This is a genomic window from Massilia sp. TSP1-1-2, assembly GCF_049896185.1.
In the GTDB taxonomy this organism is placed as follows: Bacteria; Pseudomonadota; Gammaproteobacteria; order Burkholderiales; family Burkholderiaceae_D; genus Telluria_A.
In genome coordinates this window covers 30,355-54,846 of sequence record NZ_JAFCTU010000004.1, presented here as the reverse complement: position 1 = coordinate 54,846, position 24,492 = coordinate 30,355, and the positions used below count along the sequence as shown (strand labels likewise).

The following is a 24,492-nucleotide window of genomic DNA, read 5'->3' as shown; positions in this document are numbered from 1 at the left end:
ATGCGCCGCATTGCCCACCTCACCTCCGCCCATCCGCGCAATGACACGCGCATCTTCATCAAGCAATGCCGTACGCTGGCCGCGTATGGCTACGATGTCTTGCTGGTCGTGGCCGACGGCAAAGGCCCCGAACTGCGCGACGGCGTACGCATTGTCGACGTCGGGCGCCCTGACGGACGCCTGAACCGGATCGTTACCACCACCGGCCGGGTGCTAGCCCAGGCGCTCGCGCTGGACGCCGACATTTATCACCTGCACGACCCGGAACTGATACCGGCCGGACTCAAGCTCAAGCGCCTCGGCAAGACCGTCATCTTCGACTCGCACGAAGACGTCGCGCGCCAGTTGCTGGGCAAGCCCTACCTGGGCGCGCTGTCGCGCCATGCGCTGTCGAAGGCGTATGCGCTGTTCGAGCGCTACGCCTGCGCGCGCTTTGACGGCATCATCGCGGCTACGCCATTCATTCGCGACAGCTTCCTAAAAATCAACCCGAACACGGTCGATGTCAACAATTTCCCGCTGGTGGGCGAACTGCACGCGCCGGCGTCCTGGGCCGGCAAGCAGGCTGAAGTGTGCTACGTGGGCGGCATCGGCGCCATCCGCGGCATTCGCGAACTGGTCGGCGCCGGCGCCGCGCTGCAATCGGCGGCCCGCATCAACCTGGCCGGCGCCTTTTCGGAAGCGGCCCTCGAGGCCGAGGTGAAGGCGGCGCCCGGCTGGGCGCGCGTCAACCAGCTTGGCGTGCTCGACCGGGCCGGCGTGCGCGCGCTGATGATGCGCTCGATTGCCGGGGTCGTCACCTTCCACCCGCTGCCCAACCATCTGGACGCGCACCCGACCAAGATGTTCGAATACATGTCGTCGGGCATTGCCGTGATCGCGTCGAACTTTCCCCTGTGGCGCGACATCATCGAGGGCAACGAGTGCGGCGTGTGCATCGACCCCTGCGACCCCGGGGCGCTGGCGGCGGCGATTGACCGCCTGGTGACCCATCCCGAGATCGCCCGGCGCATGGGCGAGAACGGCCGCAAGGCGGTGCTGGAAAAATACAACTGGTCGGTACAGGCCAGGAAACTGACCGATTTTTATGGAGCCATTCCCCATGCCAAGCAAGCTGTCGCACCTGTTTGAACTGGCCGGGACGATCGCCCGGCTGCCGGTGGCGCGCCTGGAGTTTCAACGCGCGCTCAATCCGGCCGACGTGGCAAGAATGCACCGGCATTTTACCAAGCGCCATCCGCGCTACCTGGTGTTTCAAAACAAGGCGCTGGGCGCCGCGCTGGTCGATTTGTCCGGCTTTGACAGCCGCGATGCGTATATGCTCACCCTCGAAGGGCGCAACCTGGCGGCCGACCATGCCAGGAAGGCGCGAAAAAAAGGCTACCAGGTCGTCGAGATCGACCGCAACCAGTATATAGACGCCATTCACGAGATCAACACGTCGGTGGAAGTGCGCCAGGGCCGGCCGATGGATGCCACCTATCGGGAAAAGGTCACGCACTTCCCGAAAGAGAGAAATTACTCCTATATGGGCGTACTGAACCCGGCCGGCAAACTGGTGAGCTACATCGACTTTGGCCTGTACGGCAATTTCTTCGCCATCGAGCGCCTGATTGGCTTGCGCAACAACGATGGCGTGATGCACCTAATGCTGACCGAGGTCGTCTCGCGCCTGATCGAAGCGCGCCAAGCCCGCTACCTGATGTACGACACCTGTTTCGGCGCCAGCCCGGGCATGCTCAAGTTCAAAACCATGCTCGGCTTTACGCCGCATCGCGCCAAGTTTTCAATCCAGTAACGCCGTTCAACAGCGGCAAGGAAACCCGATGAGCACTAAAAAAATTCTGACCGTGATCGGCGCGCGCCCACAATTCATCAAGGCCAGCGCCGTCTCCGCCTGCCTTGCCCACTGCGAACAGCTGCGCGAAGTGGTGGTGCATACGGGCCAGCATTTCGACGCCAATATGTCGGACGTCTTTTTTAACGAGCTGGGCATGGCCAAGCCGGCCTACCACTTCGGCATCCATGGCGGCGAACACGGTGCGATGACGGCGCGCATGCTGGTCGACATCGAACAAGTGCTGCTGGCCGAACGGCCGGACGCCGTACTGGTATACGGCGACACCAATTCCACGCTGGCCGGCGCGCTGGCGGCGGCCAAGCTGCACATGCCGGTGGCGCATGTCGAGGCCGGGCTGCGCTCGTTCAACATGGCCATGCCGGAAGAGATCAACCGCATCGTCACCGACCGCGTATCGCGCTGGCTGTTTACGCCCACCGTTGCGGCCGGCGCGCACCTGCTGCGCGAAGGGGTCGATCCCCGCAGTATCGAGCAGGTGGGCGACGTGATGTTCGACGTCGCGCTGCGCCATGGCGAGCGGGTCGGCGCGCACGGCGGCATGCTCGGCGAGCTTGCGGCGCGCCATGGCGTGGTGCCTGGCGCCTATTGCCTAGCCACCGTGCACCGCGCCGAAAGCACCGGCCACCCGGCGCGGCTGGCGGCCATTGTGGAGGCGCTCACGGCCTTTGCCGGGCAGATCCAGGTCATCTGTCCGCTGCACCCGCGCACGCGGGCCGCGCTGGCCACACAAGGCAAACTCGACGCGCTGCTCCAGGCTGCCGTCGTGGTCGATCCGCTGGGCTACCTGGACATGGTGCAGCTGGAAAAACATGCGGCGCTGATCGCCACCGATTCAGGCGGCGTGCAAAAGGAAGCTTTCTTTTACCGGGTCCCTTGCGTTACGCTGCGCGACGAGACCGAGTGGAGCGAGCTGGTAGAGGCCGGCTGGAACCGGCTCGCGAGCCCGCGCGACGCGGCGAGCGTGCTGCACAGCCTGCGCGCCGCGCTTGGCAGCGTGGGCGCCGATGTGGCCCCGTATGGCGCGGGGGACGCGGCGCAGCGCATCGTGCAGCGCTTGGCGCGCGACCTGCACTAGAGTCGCAGTCGGTACGGCGCTGGCGAGCTCGCGTTCGCCCCCATCTCCATTGCCGTTCCGGCCATGCAGTCAAGCGCTTCACCCCGGCCTTCACCCCAGCCTTCACCCCAGGGCGCGCAGTTCGCGCCCCTTCGCCGCTGCTGACTGCACTGAGCCATTGCCGTCCGCTTTGTCTGGAATAGGCATCCTGTATCGACCCACTGCCTGTTGCCTGCGCGACCGTCTGGCCTTAACGGCCTTTCACCTTTCCCTTCAGCTGCGAGGCGCGTCCCAACAGGCGAGGCGGGGCTGCCTTTCACTATCAGTACTTCGCAATTTCCGTTGCAAAATTGTGTCGTGACTTGTCATTTCTTACCTGCCGAATGTAACAGAAATAACTTTGGTCAATTAATCACGCGCAAAATTAATTATAAACAATTGGTGAACTTAAATATTTTCCTCGGGTCATAACTTGCTCATTCCCAATGATGAGGCTTTAAGTGATGACTTCTGTTCGACACCCGTTCCATCCCCCACTCTTGCTCTGCAGCGTAGTTGCCACTTTGGTAGCTGGCTGCGGCGGCGGCTCAAGTCCCGAAGCAGTGCCGGCCCAAGCGCCACCAACCAAAATGTTAGCGACAATGACTGCCCTCGCCGGCGGTGCCTTGTACGTCTCGCCTAACGGCTCCGACAGCAATCCAGGCACCCAGGCGGCGCCGCTGAAAACCATTGCCCGCGCCGATGCCTTGGCCAGCGCCGGCTATACCATCCACGTCGCCCCCGGCGTCTACCGCGTCGCGGCCCCGGCTGCCGGCAGCTACGGCATGACCACCGCCAAAAGCGGCACCTCCGCCGCCCGGATCCGGTTTGTCTCAGACGTGAAATGGGGCGCGAAAATCATCGTCTCCGGCACCGGCATTACCTGGCATTCGAAAGGAAGTTATGTCGATATCGACGGCTTCGACATCTCCGGAACCGGCCGCCACGGGATTCTGGCCGCCGGCGCCAACCTGACCATCAACAATAATTTTATTCATGACCTGACCATCAGCGGCGGCTGCAATGGCGGCGGCGGCGCGGCCATCGATACGTATGGCCCGGTCGGCAATGTCGTCATCAATGCGAACGTGGTGCGCAATATCGGCGCCTCGATGATCGGTTCGTGCAATACGGTGCAAGGCATCTATATTGCCAACGCCAACAACGTGGTCACGAACAATATCGTTTCGGGCATCGCCGCAGTGGCCATCCAGCAATGGCACGGCGCGACCTCGTCGACCATCGTCAACAACACAACCTTTCGCAGCAAGATGGGGATCCTGCTCGGCCAGGGCGATGGCGGCGCCACCAGCGCCGGTTCGGCCAACAATTACGTTGCCAACAATATCGTCCACGACAACACCGCGAACGGCATCATCGAAGGCGGCAAAATGGGCGGCAACAACCGCTATGTCAACAACCTCGTCAATGCCAGCGGCACCAATTGGCGCGTTGCCGGCGCCGTCAGCGGCTCGCTGACCGGCAACCCGATGTTTGTCAACTATCAGGCCAATGGCTCGGGCAACTATCACGTCCAGGGCACGTCGCCGTCGATCGACAAAGGCACCACGTCCTTGGCCCCGGCGGCCGACCTTGACGGCGCCTCGCGCGCCGGTTCGGCCATCGATCTTGGCGCCTACAACTATGGATCATCCACCAATCCGCCGCCTCCGCCACCACCACCACCACCACCACCACCACCACCGCCGGCGAACCCGCCGCCTCAGCCAAGTGGCCCAAACCTGTATGTGGCGCCCAATGGGTCCGATACCAATGCGGGCACGCAGGCCAGTCCCTTCCTGACCATTGCGCGCGCGGACGCAGCTGCCGTTGCCGGCTCGACCATTAACGTCGCTTCCGGCACTTACAACGTGTCCGCGCCGGGCGCTGACGCGGTCGGCTTGCTGACATCGAAAAGCGGCACGGCGGCGGCCCGCATCAGGTTCGTCTCCACCGTCAAGGGCGGCGCCAGGATCGTCATGCAGGGAACGGGAATTGCCTGGAATTCCAAGGGCAGCTATGTCGATATCAGCGGCTTCGATATCGCGGGAACGGGACGCGTCGGTTTGCTGGCAAGTGGCGCTCACCTGACCATCTTAAACAATGCCATCCATGATTTCACGATCAGTGGCGGCTGCAACGGTAGCGTTGGCGCGGCGATCCAGGTTGAAAGCAGCGTCGGCGATGCAGCAGTGTCCAACAATATCGTCAGGAATATCGGCGTGGCGATGCTCGGTTCCTGCACCTCCGTCCACGGCATCTACATTGCCGGTCCAGGCGTCGTGGTCGCCAACAATATGGTATCGGGCGCCGCTGCCGTGGGTATCTTGCAATACCGCGGCGCGACCAGCTCGACCATTGTCAACAATACGATGTTCCACTCCAAGATCGGCATCTGGATCGGTAGCTCCGCAGCGGGCGGTTCGCAAAATAATGTGGTCGCCAATAACATTATTCATGACCACATCAGCTATGGCATTGTCGAAGGCGGCGCGGTCGGCGGCAATAACCGCTATATCAACAACCTGGTGTATGCCAGCGGGACGGCATTGCAAGTAAAGGGCGCCGTCAGCGGCACGCTCGCGGCCAATCCGCTCTTCGTCAGTTACTTGGCGAACGGCAATGGAAACTACCGTCTGCAGGGCACGTCGCCGGCCTTGAACAAGGCTGCGGCGGCCTATGCCCCAAGCACCAACTTTGAGGGTAGCGGACGCGACGCCACGCCGGACATCGGCGCTTACTAAGGCAACGTGCAGGAATGCGGGGGCGGTGTGCCAGGCGGCGCACCGCCCCCGTACGACGTTACGGCCTCTGGTTTTACCGGGCCGGGTTTGGCATAGCGGCGCACGTAGCGATACCGGGCAAAGGCGCCCAACGCGGCACCGACACTCATGTCCGGAATGCTTTTGGCGGCCACCACCCACAGAATGGTCGCGCAGACGAATGAGCAGGCGAGCACGAACTCGGCCGACCTTGCTTTCAGGAAGAATCCATCGCTAAACAGCCGGAATGCGGCCCACAGCAAGATGGCCGAGAAAGCGAGAAAACCGATGAGGCCGAAATCGACCCACGCCACCAGTATATTGTGCGCGTAGTGGCCATCGGGATAGCTGGCAAAGTCGCCGAAGATCGGGTTTTGGCTGATGGTGCGCAAGGCGTTGCTGGTCAAATGGTCGCGCGCAACGGCCGAACTGGAATGCGACAAATCGAGCAATTGCAGCGTCCGGTTTTCAGGCAGCAGCGCGGCGATGGCCCCGGCATTGGCGGCGAACTGGATGGCGACGAAAATGAGCGGGAGCGTCAGATAGAGTTTGTGGCGCGTGTGATAAAACTCCAACAGCGGAACCAGGAGCAGCATGGCCGAAAACTCGGTGCGCGCCCCATTCAAGAACAAGGTCGTGATGGCCAAGCCGTAAAGAAAAAGCCGTGCGCTGGTAAATTTTGTCAAGGAAATGACGATCATAAAGGTATAGATGTACGAGCGCGCGAAACCTTGATAAGTGGCCAGGCTGTCCGGATCCTTGGCGTCGTTCAAGGCTTGCAAGTAAAAGAAGCCATTGATGGAAAAATGAATGGTGATGGCCGACATCACGGCCAGCGAGGCCGTCGCCATCAAAATGAATTTTTTGTCGTGAATATCGATCAGACGGAAGATGATGTACAGATCGACGCAAAAAACCAGGCTTTGCACGTAGCGCTGCACGATGATGGGATTTGCCCCCGCCACGAAATTCATCACGAGAACGAGCACGACATAGCCGATGAACATGACGTGGACCAGGTCGAAGCGTGAGACGAAATTGCGATGCCGCTTGAGCGCAATGTAATAGAAGAATACCAGCGGCAGTGTGAAGGCCAGCGCGACGATGGAAAAATATCCGCCCAGGTAGGCGCGGATCATGCCCAGGCCAAGGAGTGTCTGGTAGAAAAAAAATCCCGGAAACAGCAGCAAGAATGCAAGCTGAACGAGGCGCTGCTCGTGCTTTGTTCTTGACGAGCGCTGTGGACGCAGATTGATTGCTTGCATGATTCAAAGTCCGCTGTAAGGGTGCCAACACCAGCACGTTGCGTGCGCTATACCAACGCCGGCTTTCTCATGCGGCAAGCGCGTCGTTGATGGAAAATTTATACGCGAGATACAGATAAACCAGGTACAGCGCCGAGTACGACATGGTGTAATTCCACAGCATTTGCTTGAGCGTGACGGGCATGAGGAAGACCGCGATCGTCGTCACGAACAAGGCCACTTGCCACATCAGTTCCACCTTTTGTTTTCCGGCGACGAAAAACACGTAGCTGAGCGGGCTGGCGACGAAATTCATGAAGTACAGGGGCGCGAGGATGCGGGCGAACTCGCCCGCCTCGCGCCACGGTTGGCCGAAGATCCACGCGCACAAATCGGGTGCGAAGGCGAGGATCAGCAAGGCCGGTCCGCAGCCAAGCCAGACCAGCGCCTTGAACGTGCCGCGAAAGGCCTGCCTGCAATTGCCCAGTGTCTGGAACTGGTGCACCGACTCGCGCTTGAACACTTCGAGCACGGAGGCGGCGAGCAGCGATATCGGCGCGGTCAGCATCCGTTCGGTCAAGGCATACAGACCGGCGGCGGGCAAGCCGTACTTCACGCCGATCAGGAACAGGGGAAACTTGCCGGCGACGATATTGAGCAGGCCGGCCGGCAAAGAAAAGCGCCAGAACGATGCATGCTTGTGCAGGTAGTTGCGCTGCGCCAGCGTCGGCTTGATGCTGATGCGCGCGCGCGGCGGCGCCAGCAGGAGCATGCCGGCCGCCAGACCGCTGGCCAGTCCGATCACCTGTCCCAACAGCAGCGCATTGCCGCCGATGCCGGCGAGCAGCAGCGCGAGCTGGCCCAGCGCCACCGTGCCGGCGCCGCACACCTTGGCCAGCGCGGCTTTGCCAAAAGCATGCTTGGACGTGGCATAGGCCAGCACCGTCTGGGTGTACGCCGTCAGCCAGGCCGCCACGCCCAGCGTGAGCAGGGCGAACCAGCTCATGTCGCGCGCTTGCGGAAGGTCCCACAGGCGCGCCAGTAGCGCGCACAAGGTCAGGCCCACGGCCAGCACGGTCGATGCATAGGCCACCACGCCAAAACAGGTTTGCTGGTCCGCCGTGTCGTGATCGAGAATCATGGCGGCCTCCAGCCGCAAGGTGGCCACGGTGGCGGCAATGGCCACGATGCCCATCCAGACACTGAAGGCGCCCATGTCGGCGGGCGTGCACAAGCGCGTGATGAGCGGCGCGACCAGCAGCGGCAACGCTTGCGCGGCAACAGTGCCAGAGAGAACCGTGGCGGCATGTTTCCAGAAGACAGGCACGTTCGCGGTCATATGTAGTCTTTGCAGAAAATCTTTGGCTGCATCCCGGAGAGGGGCCCGGAGATGGATGTCGGAAGGTCAAGCTACTTGCTTGATTATCATGCTCCGCATGATGGGCGGATTGACCAACGTCAGTGTTCGCCCGCCGCCCCGCTTCCTTTGCGCACACTCAATGAGCCGGCGTGTGCGGTTGCTAGTGTCGCAGGGGGATATTCTTCCCCAGCGCGGCACAACCGATGAGGAAACGCCATGACCATGCCACGAATCACTTTCCAGGCACAGGGGCAGGTCGCCGACGACAGCTGGCATGCAGTGCTGATCTCGCTGCTGCGTGGCCTGGCCGCGATCGAAGTCGCCTGCGCGCACCTGCGCGCGGCCATGTACCCGGGTTTGCGCACGGTGGCCGATCCCGCGCTCTGGTTCCAGGGCTTTTCGTTCGTGACCGGTTTTGCGCACCACGCGGTGCTGGTGTTTTTCGTCATCAGCGGCTGGCTGGTCGGCGGCAGCCTGCTCGACAAATTCGGCCAGCGCGACGCCATCGCCAGCTACGCGATCGACCGCATCACGCGCCTGTGGACCGTCTTGCTACCCACTTTCGCACTGACGCTGCTGTTCGGCCTGGCCACTGGCGCCGTCAGCACCCAAGGCATCGTTTTTTCAAGCGCCAATCCGTACTCGGCACTGACCTTGTGCGCCAACCTGCTCGGCCTGCAGCACATCGCGCTGCCTGAATATGGCGGCAACTTCCCCCTGTGGAGCCTGGCCAACGAGACCTGGTACTACCTGATGTTCCCGCTGCTGGCAATGCTGTTCGGCGCGCGCCGGCGCACAGCGCGCCTGGCCTGTGGCGCGGCCTTGCTGCTGCTGGCCGCGGCGCTGCCGCTCGCGCTGATGAGCTACTTTGCCATCTGGCTGCTTGGCGTGGCGTTTTCGCGCATCACCATCAGCTGCGGGGCCGCCCTGCGCTGGTGCTGGTCGGCCTTGCTGCTCGCGATGTGGGCGTATTACCGCCTTACCGGCGACATGGATACGTTCGGGCTTGCCACCTTGCTCCCCGATATGCTGTGCAGCCTGGCCTTCCTGCTGCTGCTATCGAGCCTGCGCTTCAAGGCCGCCGCCACGTCGACGCTGCTGCGGCCGCTGACCCGCGCCGGCAACTTCCTCGCTGCATTTTCGTTCAGCCTGTACGTCTTGCATGTGCCCCTGATCGGCCTGCTGCAGCACTGGAGCGAAGCGCTCTGGGGCTTGCGCCAGTTCGCGCCAGCGCGGCCGCTGCACTTCATGTTTTACCTGGGCATGCTGGCCATCATCCTGGCGGCCTCTTACCTGTCGTACCAGCTGTTCGAATCGCAGACCGCCAGCGTGCGGCGCTGGCTCAAGCGCGCGCTGCTGCCCCTTCCGGCGCGCCCCATCGCGCCGGCGCCGCTGCCGACCGACTGACGGTGCCTGGCGCAGGTGCCCGGCACCGATGACAAACAAACACAATATTCCCGATTCCTTATGCAGCTTCAATAGCCCGGTCGATTATCTCGCTACAGTCAAGACTGGAATGTTTCAAAAGTCACAAGGAATTTCGGCCCTGGCGGATCAGCCAGACGATCGACCAACGCGTGCATGTTTCCGTCCAATGAAAACCCTGCTCAACCGCATTTACAGCGATTACCTGATGCCTTCGCGCCTGGCGCAGTACGAGCATTTGCTGCAGGCCGCCGCCGAGGCCGGCTACCGCCAGCAGTCGGTGCGCGACTTTTTGCTGCCGCCGCCCGCCGCCGGCCGCGCGCCGACGCTGGTGCACCGGCACGACATCGACAGCGACGTGCGCACCGCAGCGAAAATGTTCGCCATCGAAGCGCGTCACGGCATCACGGCCAGCTACTACTTTCGCCTCTCCACGCTCGACATTGGCCTGATGCGCGAGATCGAAGCGTACGGCAGCGAAGCGAGCTACCACTTTGAAGAAGTGGCCGACTTCGCCAAGCGCCACCACATCAAGGACCCGGACGAAGTGCGCGTGCGCTTTCCCCTGATTCGCGCCCAGTTCCGCCAGAACCTCGAACGCATCGAGGCAGCCCTGGCGCGCAAGCTATGCACCGTCGCCAGCCACGGCGACTTTGCCAACCGGCGCCTGAAAGTGGTCAACCAGGAAATCCTGGACGACCAGGCGTTCCGGGCCCGCTGCGGCATCGCCTGCGAAACCTACGACGCGGCCCTGATGTCGCAATTCGACCTGTACATCAGCGACCGCCCGTACCCGGCCTACTTTCACCCGATGGCGCCGCTCGCCGCTCTCGGGCGCTATCGCTGCATTTGCCTGCTGACCCATCCGGTGCAATGGGAAACCAACTGGCGCGAAAGCACCAGGTGCAATGTGCGCCGCCTGGTCGAAGACCTGGCCTGGTAACCCTTCTTTCAAAGGATCAGCGATCGTGAACATTCTCTTGATCAACCATTACGCCGGCTCGCTGCGCCACGGCATGGAATACCGCCCGTTTTATCTGGCGCGCGAATGGGTGCGGCTCGGGCACCAGGTGCGCATCATCGCCTCGTCCCAGTCGCACATCCGGGCCCTGGCGCCGCACCTGGACGGGCGCGCGCGGCTCGACGAAACCATCGACGGCGTGCAGTACCGCTGGATCGCCACCCCCGCCTATCGCGGCAATGGCGCTGCGCGCGTACTCAATATGTTCGCCTTCGTCAGCCAGCTGTACCGCCAGGGCCGCCAGTTGGCGCGCGAGTTCGACGCCGACGTCGTCATCGCTTCGTCCACCTATCCGCTCGACATCTGGCCGGCGCACCGCATCGCGCGCCTGTCCGGTGCGCGATTGCTGTTCGAACTGCACGACCTGTGGCCGCTCTCGCCCATGGAGTTGGGGGGCTATTCCAGCTGGCACCCGTTCATCATGCTGCTGCAGGCGGCCGAAAACTACGCCTGCCGCCACGCCGACGCCATCGTCTCGATCCTGCCCAAGGTGCGCGAGCACCTCGAAGCGCACGGCATGGCGCCGCACAAGCTGCATATTGTGCCCAATGGCGCCGATCCGGCCGAGTGGCTGGGCGTTGCCGACCAGCTGCCTGGCTTGGCCGGCGCGCGCCTTGCCGCGCTGCGGCGCCAGGGCAAATTCATTGTCGGCTATGCCGGCACCCACGGCGTGGCCAATGCGCTCGACACGCTGCTGGCGGCCGCCAGCGTGGTGGGCGACGAACGGTTCGCCTTTGTGCTGGTGGGCGGCGGCCCCGAAAAGGCGCGCCTGCAAGCAATCGCCGCCGAGCGCAAGCTGAGCAACGTGCATTTCTTCGATCCGGTGCCCAAGCAGCAGGTGCCGGCCCTGCTGGAATGCTTCGACGTCGCCTATATCGGCTGGCAGCGCCAGCGCCTGTACCGTTTTGGCATCGCGCCCAACAAGCTGATCGACTACATGATGGCCGGCTGCGCCATCCTCCATTCGGTCGAGGCTGGCAACGACCCGGTACTTGAAGCCGGCTGCGGCCTGACCGTCGCCCCGCAAGACCCGGCAGCGGTCGCGCGCGGCCTGCTGGCCCTGTTCATGCTGAGCCCGGACGAACGGGCCGCGCTCGGCCAGCGCGGACGCGCCTTCGCCATGGCTAACCTGAGCTATCCGGTGCTCGGGCGCCGCTTCCTGCAAGCTTGCGCCTGAACCGGCGCTCACCATCAAGGACATACCATGCTTGACGACAATATCAAAAACAGCGCGCCGCCGGCCTTTTTGCCGTTCGCGCTGCCCGACATCGGCGACGAGGAAATTGCCGCCGTCGTCGAGTGCCTGCGCTCGGGCTGGGTCACCACCGGCCCCAAGACACGCCAGTTCGAGCAAGACTTCGCCGCCTACCTGGGCGGCGGGGTTGAAACCATCTCGGTCAACTCGGCCACCGCCGGCTTGCACCTGGCGCTCGAAGCGCTCGGCATCGGGCCCGGGGACGAAGTGATCGTGCCCACCCTCACCTTCACGGCCACCGCCGAAGTGGTGCGCTACCTGGGCGCCACGCCCGTGTTCGTGGACGCCGACCCGGACACGCTCAGCGTCGACTTGCGCGCCGTGGAAGCTGCCATCGGCCCGCACACGCGCGCCATCTTGCCGGTCCATTATGCGGGTCTGGCGTGCGACATGGACGGCTTGCTCGAATTGGCTTCCACCTACGGCCTGAAAGTGGTGGAAGACGCGGCGCACGCCTTTCCCACGCTGTACAAGGGCAAGCTGGTGGGCACGCTGGGCAGCGACGTGACCGTGTTCAGCTTTTACGCCAACAAGACCATGACCACCGGCGAAGGCGGCATGGTCGTCACGCGCGACGCCGCGCTGGCCGCGCGCATTCGCGTCATGCGCATCCACGGCATCAGCCAGGATGCGTTCGCGCGCTACACCTCGCGCACGCCGGCCTGGTTTTACGAAGTGGTCGCGGCCGGCTTCAAGTACAACCTGACCGACCTGGCCTCGGCCATGGGCATCGCCCAACTGCGCAAGATTGACGCCTTCCTGCGCCGCCGCGTGCTGCTGGCGGCGCGCTACAACGAGGCGCTGCGCGAGCTGCCGCTGCGCCTGCCGGCCACGGGCAGCGGCGACAGCAGCCACGCCTGGCACCTGTACGTGGTGCGCCTGCTTGACGAGGCGCCGATCGGGCGCGATGAACTGATCAGCAAGCTGTCCGAACGGGGCATCGGCACCAGCGTCCACTTCATTCCGCTGCACCGCCAGCCCATCTGGCGCGACAGCTGCCGCCTGCGCCCGGAGCAGTTCCCCGTGGCCGAGGCGGCCTTCCAGAGCATGTTGTCGTTACCGCTGTACACCAAAATGAGCGATGCCGACCAGCAGCGCACGATCGATCACCTGAGGGAGTTACTGTCATGACTAAGCGCATCTTCGATTTTACCGCCGCCCTGGTTGGCTTGCTGCTGCTGTCGCCACTGTTTTTGCTGGTCGGCATCTGGATCAAGCTCGATTCGCGCGGGCCGGTGTTCTTTCGCCAGCCGCGGGTGGGCAAGGACGGCGTCATGTTCGACATCGTCAAGTTCCGTACCATGTTCGACGAAGCGCACGACGGCCTGCTGACCATCGGCCACGACCGCCGCATCACGCCGGCCGGGCGTTTCCTGCGCCGTCACAAGCTCGATGAATTTCCGCAGCTGTTCAACGTCATCGCCGGCACCATGAGCCTGGTCGGACCGCGTCCCGAAGTACCGCGCTATGTCGACTGCTATCCGCCCGAGGTGCGCTCGGTGGTGCTGTCGGTGGCGCCCGGCATTACCGACTGGGCCTCGATCTATTACAAGGAAGAGAACTCGCTGCTGAGCCGCTCGTCGAATCCTGAAGCAGCCTACCTCGAGACCATCCTGCCGGCCAAGCTCAAGTACAACCTGCGCTATGTGCACGAGCGCAGCTTCTGGAATGATGTGCGCATCATTTTCACCACGCTGGCCACGCTGGTGCGCTGATGAGCCGAAAGACCTTGCCATGACGGCGTGGCGGGCACTGGTGCAGCTGGGCGATCTGGCGCTCACGCTGCCGGCCGGGGCGGCCATCGGCGCCTGGCTGCTGGCCTGGCGCGCGCAGCGCCCGGCCGCCGCGTGGGCCTTGCTGTTCGCTTTGGGCATTGGTTTGGTGGGTGCGAGCAAGATCGCCTATCTGGCCTGGGGCGCCGGCTGGCCGGTACTATCGTTCAAGGCGCCGAGCGGGCACGCGGCGGGCGTGGCGGCCGTGTTCCCGATGCTGTTTTACCTGCTGCTGTACGGCGCCGGCGCGCGCCTGCGCACGGCCGGCGCCGTAGCCGGACTGGCCTTGGGCGCGCTGGTGGCCGTGCTGCTGGTCTTGAGGCAGGAGCACAGCGCCGCCGAAGCGCTGGCCGGCTGGATCACCGGCGCCCTGGTCAGCGTGACGGCCATCGTCGCGTCCGGGCCGCTGCCGCCGGCGCGTCCGCTGGCCGCCCTGGTCTGGTTCGCGCTGGTGTTCGCCGGCTCCGCCTGGCTGATGCAATCGGCCCACGTGGGTTACTGGATGCTCGGCGCCGCGCGGGTGCTGTCGGGCAACACCCAGCTGTTCCCCCTCGGTCTCGACTAAGCGGATGCTTGCATGGACGCCGCCGCCCTGCCTCGTTTGCGCCTGCGCTTGCGCCTGCTTTCTGAAAAAGAGCGCGGCAACGATTCCTGGCACCTCATCCTGATCGCGGCCGTGCGCGGCCTGGCCGCGCTGCAGGTCGCCGCTGCGCACCTGCGCTCCGAATTTTTCCCCAGCTTGCGCAGCCTGGACCATCCGGCACTGTGGTATCAGGCATTGTTATTTTTTACCGGCTTTGCGCACCAGGCGGCGCTGGTGTTTTTCCTGATCAGCGGCTACCTGGTCGGCGGCAGCCTGCTCGACAAACTGGACCAGCCGGATGCCCTGAAGCTGTACGCGATAGACCGCATCACGCGCCTGTGGACGGTGCTCATTCCCGCCTTCGTGCTGATCCTCGCCTTTGGCATCGTCACCGGCACGCTGGCGGCGCGCCACGCCGATTTTGCGCCCGCCAATCCCTATTCGGTGGCCGCGTTCGCCGGCAACCTGGCCGGTTTGCAAACCATCAGCGTGCCCCCGTTCGGCAATAATGCACCCTTGTGGAGCCTGTCCTACACGAGCTGGTATTACCTGCTGTTCCCGCTGCTGGTGCTGTGCGTGCGGCCCGGGCGCGCCGGCAAGCGCCTGCTGCCGGGCGCGCTGCTGCTGCTCGCCGCGCTGTGGCTGCCCTCGCCCATCGTGCTGTACTTTTCCCTCTGGCTGCTGGGCGCGGGGTTTTCGCGCGTGCGCCTGGAATGCACGGCCCTGACCCGGGTCGTCCTGCTGGCGGCGCTGGGAACGCTGTGCGTCACTGGCCGGCTCACGGGAAGCAATGAGGGCTTGAGCACGGCATCTTACCCATCCTGTCTGCTGCTCAGCGTGCTGTTCCTGCTGTTCCTGTCCAGCACCGTGATCAAGCCCAATCCGGATGCGCGCTTGCTTGCACCGCTGCGCGCCGCGGCACATTGCTTCTCGCGTTTTTCGTTCACGCTGTATGTGGTGCATCTTCCCGTGCTGGGCATGCTCGGCTGGCTGGGCGTGCACCTGTTTGACAAGCGCCAGCTGGCCCCCGACAGCCCGGCCAACCTGGGCATGTACTGCGCGATGCTGGCCATGATGGTGCTGTTTGCTTACGGCTTTTACCGGCTGTTCGAGGCGCGCACCTGTCAGGGTCGGCGCTGGCTGAAGGGCATGCTGTCCAGTACGCCGCTACCGAACCGGCGCGCGGCAGTGGAACGCTAGCGCGAGGCCGGCTGGCCGCTTTGGACTGATCATCTAGCGCTGGTAAGCTTTAGTGCTGGTAAGCGCCGATATCGAAGCCGGTGGCCGCATTGCGCGGCTTGCCGTCAAAGTCGAGCGCCGGTGCATAAGTCGCGCTTGCCTTGCCGATTGCCGGCGAGGCGCCGGTCAGATGCAGATCCGGCGTGCCCGTGCGCGTATAGCGCGCAAAGCCGGGCGGCGCGCCAACATCCTTGGCCGCCACCAGGCCATTGTTCAGGCGGTAGTTATAGGCGGGGTTTCCATACACTAAATTATTGCTGTAGCGGTTTGCCTTGCCGGTGGCGCCCTGCTCCGAAATGCCCATCACATTGTCGTACACGATGTTGTTGACCACGACAGTGTGATTGTTGCCGCCGGACGTAAAGTAAAAGTCGCCGCCGCCGACAATGATGCCGGTATGCGATGACGTCACTGTATTGTTGGCGATGATCACATTGTTCGCGTCGTGCCACAGGTGGATTGCCCCTTCCGCCACGCGATACACCACGTTGTTGGCGACCCTGCCCGATGTCGAAAGGTAAATGCCATGGATAAAGCGGCATCCGAGCGGACCGATATCGTGCACCAGGTTGCCGATGACCTCGCTGTCGACGCCGCGGTAATAGCTGTCTACGCCGATCGCCGAGCCACCGGCGCCGGTGCAGGGAACGGTTTTGGCGATGTGGTGGATCCAGTTATGCTTGATCAGGTCGAACGAGCCGCCGTTGTAAATGCCGTGCAGCCAGTGGACCCCGCCCTGCGGTGCGCTGCCATCGATCTGAAAGCCGACGATATCGACATAGCTGCCGCGGTTGTCCCAGGCGGTGTCGTTGACCGACACGGCCGGCGGCACGATACGCGCCCCCCACTTGGTGCTTGACACAAAGGCGATGCGCGCATCGGCGGTGCCGCTAACGGTGGTTTTAAAGCCGCCGGCATACGTGCCCCGCGCAACGTACACCGTTGTGCCCGGCAACGCTGCGCGCGCGGCCCGGGCGATGCTCTGGAACGGCGCTTCGATCGTGCCGGGATTGTTGTCCCAGCCATTTGGGGCGACATAATAATTGGTGAAACTGGTGAAATTGGTGAAATTGGAGGCTTTGGCGGCCGGGCTGCGCGGCGGCTCGTCCAGCCCGCGCGAGGCCGGCGCATCAATCCTGTGCGGCATGGCCGCCTCGATGTTCGCGCACAGCAGTTCGTTCTCGGCGCGCTGGCCGGCCGTCGCGACGCACAGGCCCAGCAAACAGGTGCAGGCAGCCAGACACACGTCAGGTTACCTCTTGTTGCCATCCAGATTGCGCGGTTTGCGTGCTCAATCTTCGTGGCCCAGTTGCGGCACGTGGCCGTACTGGAAATGGTAGGTGTAGCCCCCCAGCCGCAGCGGCGTGTCGTTGAACACCACGCCTTGCGGAGAAATGCCGGCGTGGTTCAGGCGCTTGACCGATTCGGTGATCTCGCCTTCGGTCGTCACGCCCGCGCGCGCCAAAATAAACACCGCGCCCACGTGCGCACCAATGATCAAGACGTCGGACACGGCCAGGATAGGCGGCGGATCGATCACCACCACGTCGTACTGGTCGCTCACGGCGTCGAGCAAATTGGCAAAATTGAGATGTTGCAGGAACTCGGCGCGGTTCGGCGGCAGTGCTCCGGTGGGAATGAAGTCCAGGTTTTCCAGCACGCGCCGATGGATGATGTGTTCGAGTGGCATGGAACCGGAGATACCCTTGGTCAAGCCCTGTTCGCGGCTGACGCCAAAATAGCGGTGCAAGTGGCCGTTGCGCAAGTCGGCGTCGATCAATAGCACGCGCTTGCCGCTGGCGGCCAGCACGGCGGCAAAATTGGCCGACAAGAACGACTTGCCCATATCGCGCCCGGGCCCGGCGAACATCACGATATTGTTTTTCAGGTGCGGCATGGCGAACATCAGCGCCGCGCGGAAGCTGCGCAAGCTTTCGATGGCGATATCCTCGGGAAAGGCTTGCGCCAGCAGCGGCAGGTAGCCCGGGGTATTGCGCGCCTTGCGCAGCAAGCGGTCCTGGTTGCTGCTGTGCGGAATGCTGGCGTACACGACGCGCGCGCCCAGCAAGCGTTCGATGCGTTGCGGATCGTCAATGCCGCCGCTCAAAGCCTTGCGGGAAAACGCGATCAGCGTGCCCAGGAACATGCCCGTCACCGCCGCCAGCACGACAATGAGCGGGCGATTCGGTTTCAGCGCTTGTTCGGGCGCCATGGGCGCGTCGATCAAGCGCACATTGCTCACGCGTCCCACGGAAATGAGGCGCAGTTGTTGCGCGGTATTTGACAGTGCCGTATACAAGTCGGTATTGACCTTGATTTCGCGCACCAGGCGCGCCTCGTCCTGCTCGAGCACGGGCAGCGTCTTGATGCGCTTGGCCACGCTGTCAATTTCGGCGTCCACTTCGCGCCGCTGGCGGTCCAGGCCAATGACGATGGGATGGTCTTCGGTAAAGCGCGTCAGCAGCTCGGTCTTTTTCTGGTTCAGGTCGAAGCGCCGGGTTTGCGCCGACGCCGCTTGTTGCAGGCTCATGCGGGCTTCCTCGCGCATGTCGATGGTGCCGTGGCTGTTGCGAAAGTTATTGTATTTCTCTTCCGATTGCTCGAGCTGGCGTTTGAGCGCCGGCAGCTGTTCATTGAGGAAAGCGAGCGACTTTTCCGCTTCCTCGGTCTTGCGGGCCAGGTTCTGGCGCATGTATTCACGCCCGATTTCGCTCAGCAGGCTGTTGATGCGCTGCGCATCGTCGCCTTGCAGCCGCACTTCGATGATGCCCGACTGCTTGCCCTGCTCGGTGATGACCATCGCCGTCTGGATCCGTTCGATGGTGCCCAGGCGCGAGCTGCGCTTGAGCGTGAACTGGGCGCCGCTGCGCGCGTCGAGCCGGTCGATGCGCAATTCAATGTTGCCCCCGCGCGCGGCGGCCTTGAGCGTGGTGCCGACAATGCCCTCGTAGATCACTGGCAGCCCCGCGCCGCCCAGCAAATAGCGCCCGTCGCCGCGCGCGGTGATGGTAAATTCGCGGTTCAGCCATGCCTCGGGAATGTCGAACACCGACACGTCTGCCCGTTCCGGTCCCCACACGTAACCGCCATAGCCAAAAATGCCGGGTTCGGACAACTCGGTGGCGTTACGGTTGGCAAACCAAAAGCCCACCACGGGAAAATAGCGCGGACGCACGTCGACGAATAGCTGCAAGTTGTCGACCGCATGCGAAATGACCATGCGCGAGCGCAGCAGTTCCATCTCGGCGATCGCCGCCTTTTTGGTCTCGAACAGCGACGACACTTCGGACAAAATGTTTTTCGACGCGTTCGGGCTTTCCTCTTCAACGTGGATCATCAGGTTCGCTTCGTACACGGGACTGGCGATGAGCGCATACACGATCGCCATGGCGGTGAGCAGCAGCGTGACGGTGCCGATCAGCCAGCGGCTGTCGTACAGGATATTGAAGTAGCCCTTGAGGTCGATATCATGCCCGTCACGCTCGACATCTTGCTGGTGTCCCGCCAGCGGCATTTGCAGCATCGGCACATTGTGCTGGATGTTCGACAGTTGGTGCGGTTCGCCAGGGTGGTTCATGTCAGTTCCTTGGGTTTCAGGGACGCGAAACGCCGATTGCCTGCGACAGGGCGCCGGGAAAAATCATTGAGAGATTGCGTTGCCAGTTGGCCAGTGGCGAGGCGGCCACGTAGACCAGGTCCTTGGGATGCAGCTCGAACGCTTCGGCCATGGCCAGCGCCCCGCTGCGGCGCGCGTCGAGCTGGTACACGTGGGTGCCGTCGATGCCCTTGCGCACCACATACACCTGGCGCGCGTCGCCCGTTATCGGACTGATGCCGCCCGATTCGCCCAGCGCTTCATTGAGCGTCAGGCGCCCGTTGTGCATCGTGAGCGCCTTGGGGGTGACCACTTCGCCCGAGACGAACACCTTGCTTTCCTCGCGCGAATGAACCCGCACCACGTCGCCGTGGGCCAGCAAAATGTTGCCCGGATTGATGCCCTTGGCCACCAGCGCGCGCAGGTCGATCATGTAGCGCACGTCGCCGCGGTCGAGCGCAATGCGGCTCTGGTCGGCCGTGGGCAGCATGCCGCCGGCGCGGTTGAGCGCTTCCATCAGCGTCATGGGAATGTCGTTGATGGCTTGCAGCCCGGCACTCTTGACTTCGCCGTCGAGGTAGACGCGCTTGCTGCGGTAAGCCTGCACCCGCAGCGTGACGTTGGGCTCGGCGATGTACTTGGCCAGGCGCTTGGTCAGCAGGCTGCGCGCCTGCTCCTCGGTCAGCCCGGCCAGCGTGAGCACGCCAGCGAACGGGAACTGCACGCGCCCTTCGTGGTCTACTACAAAGCCGGGCGCCGGCGCCGACGGGGTGGAGGTGTCGGCCATGTTGGCGCCGGCGGCGGCGCCCTGCCCGGCCAGTTCGGGGTGGTCCCACACCACGATCGACAACACGTCGCCGCGGTCGATGGTGTAGGGCGGCGGATCGCCCACCATCAGGTGCTTGATGTTCTGGTTGATGCGCTTTTCGCGCTGTAGCTGGTCGGCCTTGATCAGCTCCTCGGTAATTTGCTCCGTGGCCGGGCCGCCGACATTCTCGGACACCCCGGACCTGCCGCCCACGACATGGCTGGCGCACCCGGCCAGACCGGCAAGAACGGCGCACAAGGCCAGGGCGGCGCCCTGTGTACATAGATGACGCGAAAAAGTTTTCATGATGGTTGCCAATCTAAACACTGTCTGATCCAGAGTAAGGGACGCCCACCGGCTCGGCTTTGCCGCATATCAAATGGGGAACGTGCCGAACGGGACCGCTATTACCGGCATGGCGATGGCAAGCAAGGGAGGGTTGTAGCGAGCTCAGGCATAGCTGTGCTCTTTGCGTTTAGTCAAGCTCGGTGCTGCGGACGATTGCCCGCTAGCGCACTTCTTCCATCAGCTTGAGCGCTTCGTCGAAGCGCCACACGCGGCGAATGTCGATCACATCGTATTTTTGCGCGATGGCCGGCGGGAACGGCGAGTAGCGCGCGTTGACGCGCACAATGCGGCGCACTGCCTCGTCCATGTCGGCGCGTCCGCTCGAAGTGATAATCGTCACCTCTTCCACCGAGCCGTCGCTGCGAACGGCAACGCTGACCAGGGGATCTTTCTTTTCCTCGTCAACCCAGTTGCGCGAAACGTTCACGGAAGCATTGCGCTCGATTTTCTGGCGCCAGCTTTCCACGTACATGCGCAGTGGCAAATCGCGTTCATTGGCGCCGACCGCAACGCGCCGTCCATCGCGCGACCGCGGCCCGGGAGGATCGCCGCTCAGCACGTCGATGCCCTTGACCAGGTCGCGCGCGCGATTAGCCAGGTCGCTGCCCAGCATGTTGCGGGGAATCTGACCGGTCGCGCCTGAACCGCCGAGTCCGGCATTGCGGCCGCCGGTGCCGGCGCTGCCAGGCTGCAACGCGTCGCGGTCGCGCCCTGCCGACTGCGCAGCCTGCCGCTCGGCGCGTTCGCGCTCGCCGCGTTGTTGTTCCCGTTTCTGCTGTTCGGCACGTTGTTGTTCGAGCTGTTGCTGTGCGTTCTTTTGCTGTTCGAGCTGTTGCTGTGCGAGCTTTTGCTGTTCGATCTTTTGCTGAGCAATTTTTTGCTGTTCGATCTTCTGCTGTTCGATCTTCTGCTGTTCTATCTTCTGCTGCTCCGCATGCAACTGTTCCGCTTTCTGCTGTTCGACCCGTTGCTGTTCAAGCTTTTGCTGCTCTGCACGCAGTTGCTCCGTTTTCTGCCGCTCCACACGCAGCAGTTCGTTCTGTTGTTGCTCGACGCGCTGCTGTTCCAGTTTTTGCTGTTCAACGCGTAACTGCTCGGCTCTCTGCAGTTCGGCTCTCTGCTGTTCGGCTCTCTGCTGCTCGCTCTTCTGCTGCGCGGCCTTCTGTTGCTCCTGCTTGAGCTGTTGCTCCTTCTGCTCGCTTTGCTGCTGCGCCAGTTGCTGCGCCTCAAGCAACTTGCGGGCATCCTGCTCCATGGCCGCCTGGCGCTTCTCCAGTTGCGCCGCCTGCGCGGCCGACTCCGCCGCCGCCACCCGTGCTAGCTCCTCGGCCAGCCTGGCCGCTTTCGCATCTTCTTCCGCCTTGGTGCGTCCCGCCTGCGCGGCCTCGGCTTTCAGGTCGGCGGCGCTTTGGGCGTCGCCATCGTCGTCGCCCAGTTGCGCATCTTTGATATCGACGGTTTTTTGCTCTGCTTCCTCAGGCCGTACGAGCGGGACCGTAAATTCATTCAAGGTCGCGTCCTGCGCAATGACCTTGGTCGCTGCCTGCAGCATATCGTGCGCCGGCAACGGCGGGCTGATGCGGCGCGCGCGACGCGGCGCATCTTTCCTGACCTTGGGCCTGGCCTTGGCCGGTGGTGCCGGTGGTGCTGGCAGCGGCTCGGCGGCCGGCACCGGATCAACCAGCCGCATGCCTGCCACCGGCGCGGTCGCGGCTGGCGACGCTGGCGGCGCTGGCGGGGAATCGGGTAGCGCGGGCGGCGACGGTTCGGGCGGCATGGGAGCGGGCACGGGCTCGGTTGCGGCAATACGCACTGTTAAAGATGAAGGTGGCGCCGTCGCGCCCGACATCCCCATGCCCGGCACGCCGAACTGCAGTAGCAGCACAATTGCGTGCAACAGCAGCGACGCCAGCAAGCCGCCCAAAAGGCGGCGGTCGGCGCGGTCGGCCGCGTCCGGCGGCGACGCGCCCAATGTCATGCGGCCGTCTCCTTGCGCTGGCCTGCCGGTGTCACCATTGCTGCCTTATGAGTTGAGGGTAAGCTTGTGAATTCTAAGCGAAAAGATAGCGTACGGTTGACTTTATCGTTGATGTGAATACAGCAATGAAAAAGTGCGCGCCGCGCGATGGCAAACGCGCCGGGGCGATTGTTTTGAATCAAGACCAGCAAACGGGCCGCCTTTAGTATGGATTGAACTCCACCCATGCATGCAGGCTTCCCATGTCCGCTCCCACGGCGTGCGGCTCGGCTCCCGAGTTCGCCACCAAGCAATTTCGCCAGGCCCTGTCCCAGTTCGCCACCGGCGTTACCGTCATCACCGCCCGTCAGGCCGACGGCGAGCCGATCGGGGTCACCAGCAATTCCTTCAATGCCGTCTCGTTCGAGCCGCCGCTGGTGCTGTGGAGCCTGGCGCACGCGGCCGGCAGCATGGCCGGCATTGCCGCCGGCGACGGTTACGTCGTCAACGTACTCGCCGGCGACCAGATCGATCTGGCGCAACGCTTTGCTCTTGCCGACCCTGGCCTTTTCGGGGCGCTGCCGTTCGCGCTGTCGCGCCGCGGCCTGCCCATCTTGCCCGGCTGCGTGGCGTGGTTCGAATGCCGCCACCGCAGCCGCTACACCGAAGCCGAGCACGTCATTTTTGTCGGCGAGGTCGAATCCTGCCACTCCCATCCGCAACGCACGCTCGGCTTTCACCGCGGCCGCTTCATCGCCCTCTGAGATTCGAACCACGCCATCTGCCCACCTCTACGAACGGATGCGATCATGCCCACCAATGCGCTAACTTTCCTCAACCACGCATGTTTTCACATCGCCAACGACAGCACCTTGCTGCTGGTCGATCCATGGCTGGAGGGCGCGGTATTCCACCATGGCTGGACCCTGCTCGACAATGCCACCTCGAACGCCGCCCTGGTGCGCGACCTGAACACGCGCAAGCTGAACACTTATATCTGGTTCTCAAACGAACATCCGGATCACTTTTCCGTCTCCTTTCTCAAAAAGCTCAAGCAAGACTACGCCGGCAAGGCCACCATCCTGTATCAAAGCACCAAGGACAAGCGCGTACTCGCCTTTCTCAAAAAAAATGGTTTTGACGCCATCGAATGCGCACCCGGCGCTGTCATGAAACTTGACGCCAGCATGGACATCACGGTCTTTCCCTACTCCGACGGCAACTCGTTTTGCCTGATCCGTTCGGGCGGACGCACCGTGCTCAACGTGAACGATTGCGCGCTCGCCAGCGCTGGCGCCTGCCGCGCCGTCAAGAGCGCCATCGCGCCGCTGGCGCCGCAAATCGACTTTCTGTTTACCCAGTTCGGTTACGCCAACTGGGTCGGCAACCCATTCGAGCCGGGCCTGCGACGGCGCGCCGCAGCCGACCGGCGCACGCGCATCAGCTTGCAAATGGCGTGCTTTAAGCCGGCGCTGACAATCCCTTTTGCCTCCTTCGTCGCCTTTTCCAGCATCGAAAACAGTTACCTGAACGACTATCAAAATTCGGCCTACACCATCCGCCAATGGTCGAGCCTGTCGGCCTCAACCGAGACCGTGCGCTTCATGAAGCCGCGCGACGTGCTCGACCTCGACAGCGCAACCCCGGCCAGCACCGTGCGCATGAGCCAGGCCGCCGTCGACCATTGGGAAAGCTTGGGCGACGCCCCGCGCGAAGTACTCCCGGCCGAGCCGCAGGCCAGCGTGGCCGACGTCGCCGGCGCCTTTGCCAGGCACCACGCTGCCGTATGCGCCAACCTGCCCGGCTTGCCATGGCTGCTGGAAAAACTCGGCCTGATCAAGCCGCTCACCATGTACATTCCCGACATCGCCCTCACCGCCCGCTTTTCCTACATCAACGGCTATCAGCAGGTGCCAATCGGCACCTCGTTCGATATCTCCATGAGTTCGCCAAGCGCGGTCTTCCTGTTCAGCAATGAATACGGTTTCAGCACCACCTTCATCAACGGCCGCTTCCGCACTGCCAGTCCGGATGCACTGCAGCGTTTCGGCCGCTTTTTCATGCCGCAAAACCTGGGCCGCCAAGGCTACGGCATGCGCCACCCTTTCGCCACGGCCGGTCATTTGGCCGGCAACGTCCTTGGCCGCCTGCGCGCCAGTGCTTGAATGG

19 protein-coding genes are annotated in these 24,492 nt (G+C 63.3%); 13 read left to right on the top strand and 6 right to left on the bottom strand.

All coding sequences use genetic code 11. The features are described 5' to 3' along the window. The 4 genes from ACP7BV_RS04630 (at position 1) to ACP7BV_RS04615 (ending at position 5,698) form a co-directional block, all read left to right on the top strand. On the top strand, positions 1-1,131 hold the full coding sequence (locus ACP7BV_RS04630) for a glycosyltransferase family 4 protein (RefSeq protein WP_426101995.1): 1,131 nt from the start codon (positions 1-3) through the stop codon (positions 1,129-1,131). Continuing rightward, positions 1,103-1,798 (top strand): hypothetical protein, encoded by a 696-nt coding sequence (locus tag ACP7BV_RS04625; protein WP_426101993.1) that lies wholly within the window; start codon positions 1,103-1,105, stop codon positions 1,796-1,798. The genes ACP7BV_RS04630 and ACP7BV_RS04625 overlap by 29 nt, the downstream gene beginning before the upstream one ends. A 28-nt stretch (positions 1,799-1,826) precedes the next feature. Next, positions 1,827-2,936, top strand: coding sequence for a non-hydrolyzing UDP-N-acetylglucosamine 2-epimerase (gene wecB, locus ACP7BV_RS04620; RefSeq protein ID WP_426101991.1), 1,110 nt, complete (start codon positions 1,827-1,829; stop codon positions 2,934-2,936). A gap of 620 nt (positions 2,937-3,556) precedes the next feature. Continuing rightward, a complete protein-coding gene (locus tag ACP7BV_RS04615) occupies positions 3,557-5,698 on the top strand; it encodes a choice-of-anchor Q domain-containing protein (RefSeq protein ID WP_426101989.1) in 2,142 nt (713 codons plus the stop codon). On the opposite strand, the gene ACP7BV_RS04610 is transcribed toward ACP7BV_RS04615, so the two are convergent. Further along, positions 5,695-6,981 (bottom strand): hypothetical protein, encoded by a 1,287-nt coding sequence (locus ACP7BV_RS04610; protein WP_426101987.1) that lies wholly within the window; start codon positions 6,979-6,981, stop codon positions 5,695-5,697. The genes ACP7BV_RS04615 and ACP7BV_RS04610 overlap by 4 nt on opposite strands. A 67-nt stretch (positions 6,982-7,048) precedes the next feature. Beyond that, positions 7,049-8,299 (bottom strand): lipopolysaccharide biosynthesis protein, encoded by a 1,251-nt coding sequence (locus tag ACP7BV_RS04605; RefSeq protein ID WP_426101985.1) that lies wholly within the window; start codon positions 8,297-8,299, stop codon positions 7,049-7,051. A gap of 237 nt (positions 8,300-8,536) precedes the next feature. Here ACP7BV_RS04605 and ACP7BV_RS04600 point away from each other — a divergent pair, with 237 nt between their 5' ends. The 7 genes from ACP7BV_RS04600 (at position 8,537) to ACP7BV_RS04570 (ending at position 15,576) form a co-directional block, all read left to right on the top strand. After that, entirely contained in the window at positions 8,537-9,727 is a 1,191-nt protein-coding gene (locus tag ACP7BV_RS04600) for an acyltransferase family protein (RefSeq protein WP_426101983.1), read from the top strand. Between the two features lie 187 nt (positions 9,728-9,914). Further along, positions 9,915-10,688: a hypothetical protein gene (locus ACP7BV_RS04595; RefSeq protein ID WP_426101981.1), complete on the top strand. Its 774-nt coding sequence runs from the start codon at positions 9,915-9,917 to the stop codon at positions 10,686-10,688. A gap of 25 nt (positions 10,689-10,713) precedes the next feature. Beyond that, a complete protein-coding gene (locus ACP7BV_RS04590) occupies positions 10,714-11,943 on the top strand; it encodes a glycosyltransferase family 4 protein (RefSeq protein ID WP_426101980.1) in 1,230 nt (409 codons plus the stop codon). A 27-nt stretch (positions 11,944-11,970) separates the two neighbouring features. Then, positions 11,971-13,152, top strand: coding sequence for a DegT/DnrJ/EryC1/StrS family aminotransferase (locus ACP7BV_RS04585; protein ID WP_426101978.1), 1,182 nt, complete (start codon positions 11,971-11,973; stop codon positions 13,150-13,152). Beyond that, positions 13,149-13,736 (top strand): sugar transferase, encoded by a 588-nt coding sequence (locus ACP7BV_RS04580; protein ID WP_426101976.1) that lies wholly within the window; start codon positions 13,149-13,151, stop codon positions 13,734-13,736. The genes ACP7BV_RS04585 and ACP7BV_RS04580 overlap by 4 nt, the downstream gene beginning before the upstream one ends. A 19-nt stretch (positions 13,737-13,755) precedes the next feature. Continuing rightward, entirely contained in the window at positions 13,756-14,358 is a 603-nt protein-coding gene (locus ACP7BV_RS04575) for a hypothetical protein (protein WP_426101974.1), read from the top strand. Between the two features lie 12 nt (positions 14,359-14,370). Continuing rightward, on the top strand, positions 14,371-15,576 hold the full coding sequence (locus ACP7BV_RS04570; RefSeq protein ID WP_426101972.1) for an acyltransferase family protein: 1,206 nt from the start codon (positions 14,371-14,373) through the stop codon (positions 15,574-15,576). 49 nt (positions 15,577-15,625) lie between these two features. Here the strand turns inward: ACP7BV_RS04570 and ACP7BV_RS04565 are convergent, their stop codons facing one another. The 4 genes from ACP7BV_RS04565 to ACP7BV_RS04550 form a co-directional block, all read right to left on the bottom strand. Further along, a complete protein-coding gene (locus ACP7BV_RS04565; RefSeq protein WP_426101970.1) occupies positions 15,626-16,861 on the bottom strand; it encodes a DUF1565 domain-containing protein in 1,236 nt (411 codons plus the stop codon). 45 nt (positions 16,862-16,906) lie between these two features. Beyond that, complete coding sequence (locus ACP7BV_RS04560) at positions 16,907-19,192, bottom strand: polysaccharide biosynthesis tyrosine autokinase (RefSeq protein ID WP_426101968.1); 2,286 nt, start codon at positions 19,190-19,192, stop codon at positions 16,907-16,909. A gap of 16 nt (positions 19,193-19,208) precedes the next feature. Next, entirely contained in the window at positions 19,209-20,324 is a 1,116-nt protein-coding gene (locus ACP7BV_RS04555; RefSeq protein WP_426101966.1) for a polysaccharide biosynthesis/export family protein, read from the bottom strand. A gap of 202 nt (positions 20,325-20,526) precedes the next feature. After that, on the bottom strand, positions 20,527-22,344 hold the full coding sequence (locus tag ACP7BV_RS04550) for an energy transducer TonB (protein ID WP_426101964.1): 1,818 nt from the start codon (positions 22,342-22,344) through the stop codon (positions 20,527-20,529). 242 nt (positions 22,345-22,586) lie between these two features. Between ACP7BV_RS04550 and ACP7BV_RS04545 the strand changes: the two genes are divergently transcribed. Together ACP7BV_RS04545 and ACP7BV_RS04540 are read left to right on the top strand one after the other, a co-directional pair. Then, entirely contained in the window at positions 22,587-23,087 is a 501-nt protein-coding gene (locus tag ACP7BV_RS04545; RefSeq protein ID WP_426101962.1) for a flavin reductase family protein, read from the top strand. Between the two features lie 45 nt (positions 23,088-23,132). After that, positions 23,133-24,488, top strand: a complete 1,356-nt coding sequence (locus ACP7BV_RS04540; RefSeq protein ID WP_426101960.1) for an MBL fold metallo-hydrolase — start codon at positions 23,133-23,135, stop codon at positions 24,486-24,488. Positions 24,489-24,492 lie beyond the last annotated feature (4 nt).

Coding starts and splice junctions, on each gene's coding strand:
- ACP7BV_RS04630 (WP_426101995.1), top strand. CDS start 1: ATGCGCCGCATTGCCCACCTCACCTCCGCCCATCCGCGCAATGACACG.
- ACP7BV_RS04625 (WP_426101993.1), top strand. CDS start 1,103: ATGCCAAGCAAGCTGTCGCACCTGTTTGAACTGGCCGGGACGATCGCC.
- wecB (WP_426101991.1), top strand. CDS start 1,827: ATGAGCACTAAAAAAATTCTGACCGTGATCGGCGCGCGCCCACAATTC.
- ACP7BV_RS04615 (WP_426101989.1), top strand. CDS start 3,557: ATGACTGCCCTCGCCGGCGGTGCCTTGTACGTCTCGCCTAACGGCTCC.
- ACP7BV_RS04610 (WP_426101987.1), bottom strand. CDS start 6,981: ATGCAAGCAATCAATCTGCGTCCACAGCGCTCGTCAAGAACAAAGCAC.
- ACP7BV_RS04605 (WP_426101985.1), bottom strand. CDS start 8,299: ATGACCGCGAACGTGCCTGTCTTCTGGAAACATGCCGCCACGGTTCTC.
- ACP7BV_RS04600 (WP_426101983.1), top strand. CDS start 8,537: ATGACCATGCCACGAATCACTTTCCAGGCACAGGGGCAGGTCGCCGAC.
- ACP7BV_RS04595 (WP_426101981.1), top strand. CDS start 9,915: ATGAAAACCCTGCTCAACCGCATTTACAGCGATTACCTGATGCCTTCG.
- ACP7BV_RS04585 (WP_426101978.1), top strand. CDS start 11,971: ATGCTTGACGACAATATCAAAAACAGCGCGCCGCCGGCCTTTTTGCCG.
- ACP7BV_RS04580 (WP_426101976.1), top strand. CDS start 13,149: ATGACTAAGCGCATCTTCGATTTTACCGCCGCCCTGGTTGGCTTGCTG.
- ACP7BV_RS04575 (WP_426101974.1), top strand. CDS start 13,756: ATGACGGCGTGGCGGGCACTGGTGCAGCTGGGCGATCTGGCGCTCACG.
- ACP7BV_RS04570 (WP_426101972.1), top strand. CDS start 14,371: ATGGACGCCGCCGCCCTGCCTCGTTTGCGCCTGCGCTTGCGCCTGCTT.
- ACP7BV_RS04560 (WP_426101968.1), bottom strand. CDS start 19,192: ATGAACCACCCTGGCGAACCGCACCAACTGTCGAACATCCAGCACAAT.
- ACP7BV_RS04555 (WP_426101966.1), bottom strand. CDS start 20,324: ATGAAAACTTTTTCGCGTCATCTATGTACACAGGGCGCCGCCCTGGCC.
- ACP7BV_RS04550 (WP_426101964.1), bottom strand. CDS start 22,344: ATGACATTGGGCGCGTCGCCGCCGGACGCGGCCGACCGCGCCGACCGC.
- ACP7BV_RS04545 (WP_426101962.1), top strand. CDS start 22,587: ATGTCCGCTCCCACGGCGTGCGGCTCGGCTCCCGAGTTCGCCACCAAG.
- ACP7BV_RS04540 (WP_426101960.1), top strand. CDS start 23,133: ATGCCCACCAATGCGCTAACTTTCCTCAACCACGCATGTTTTCACATC.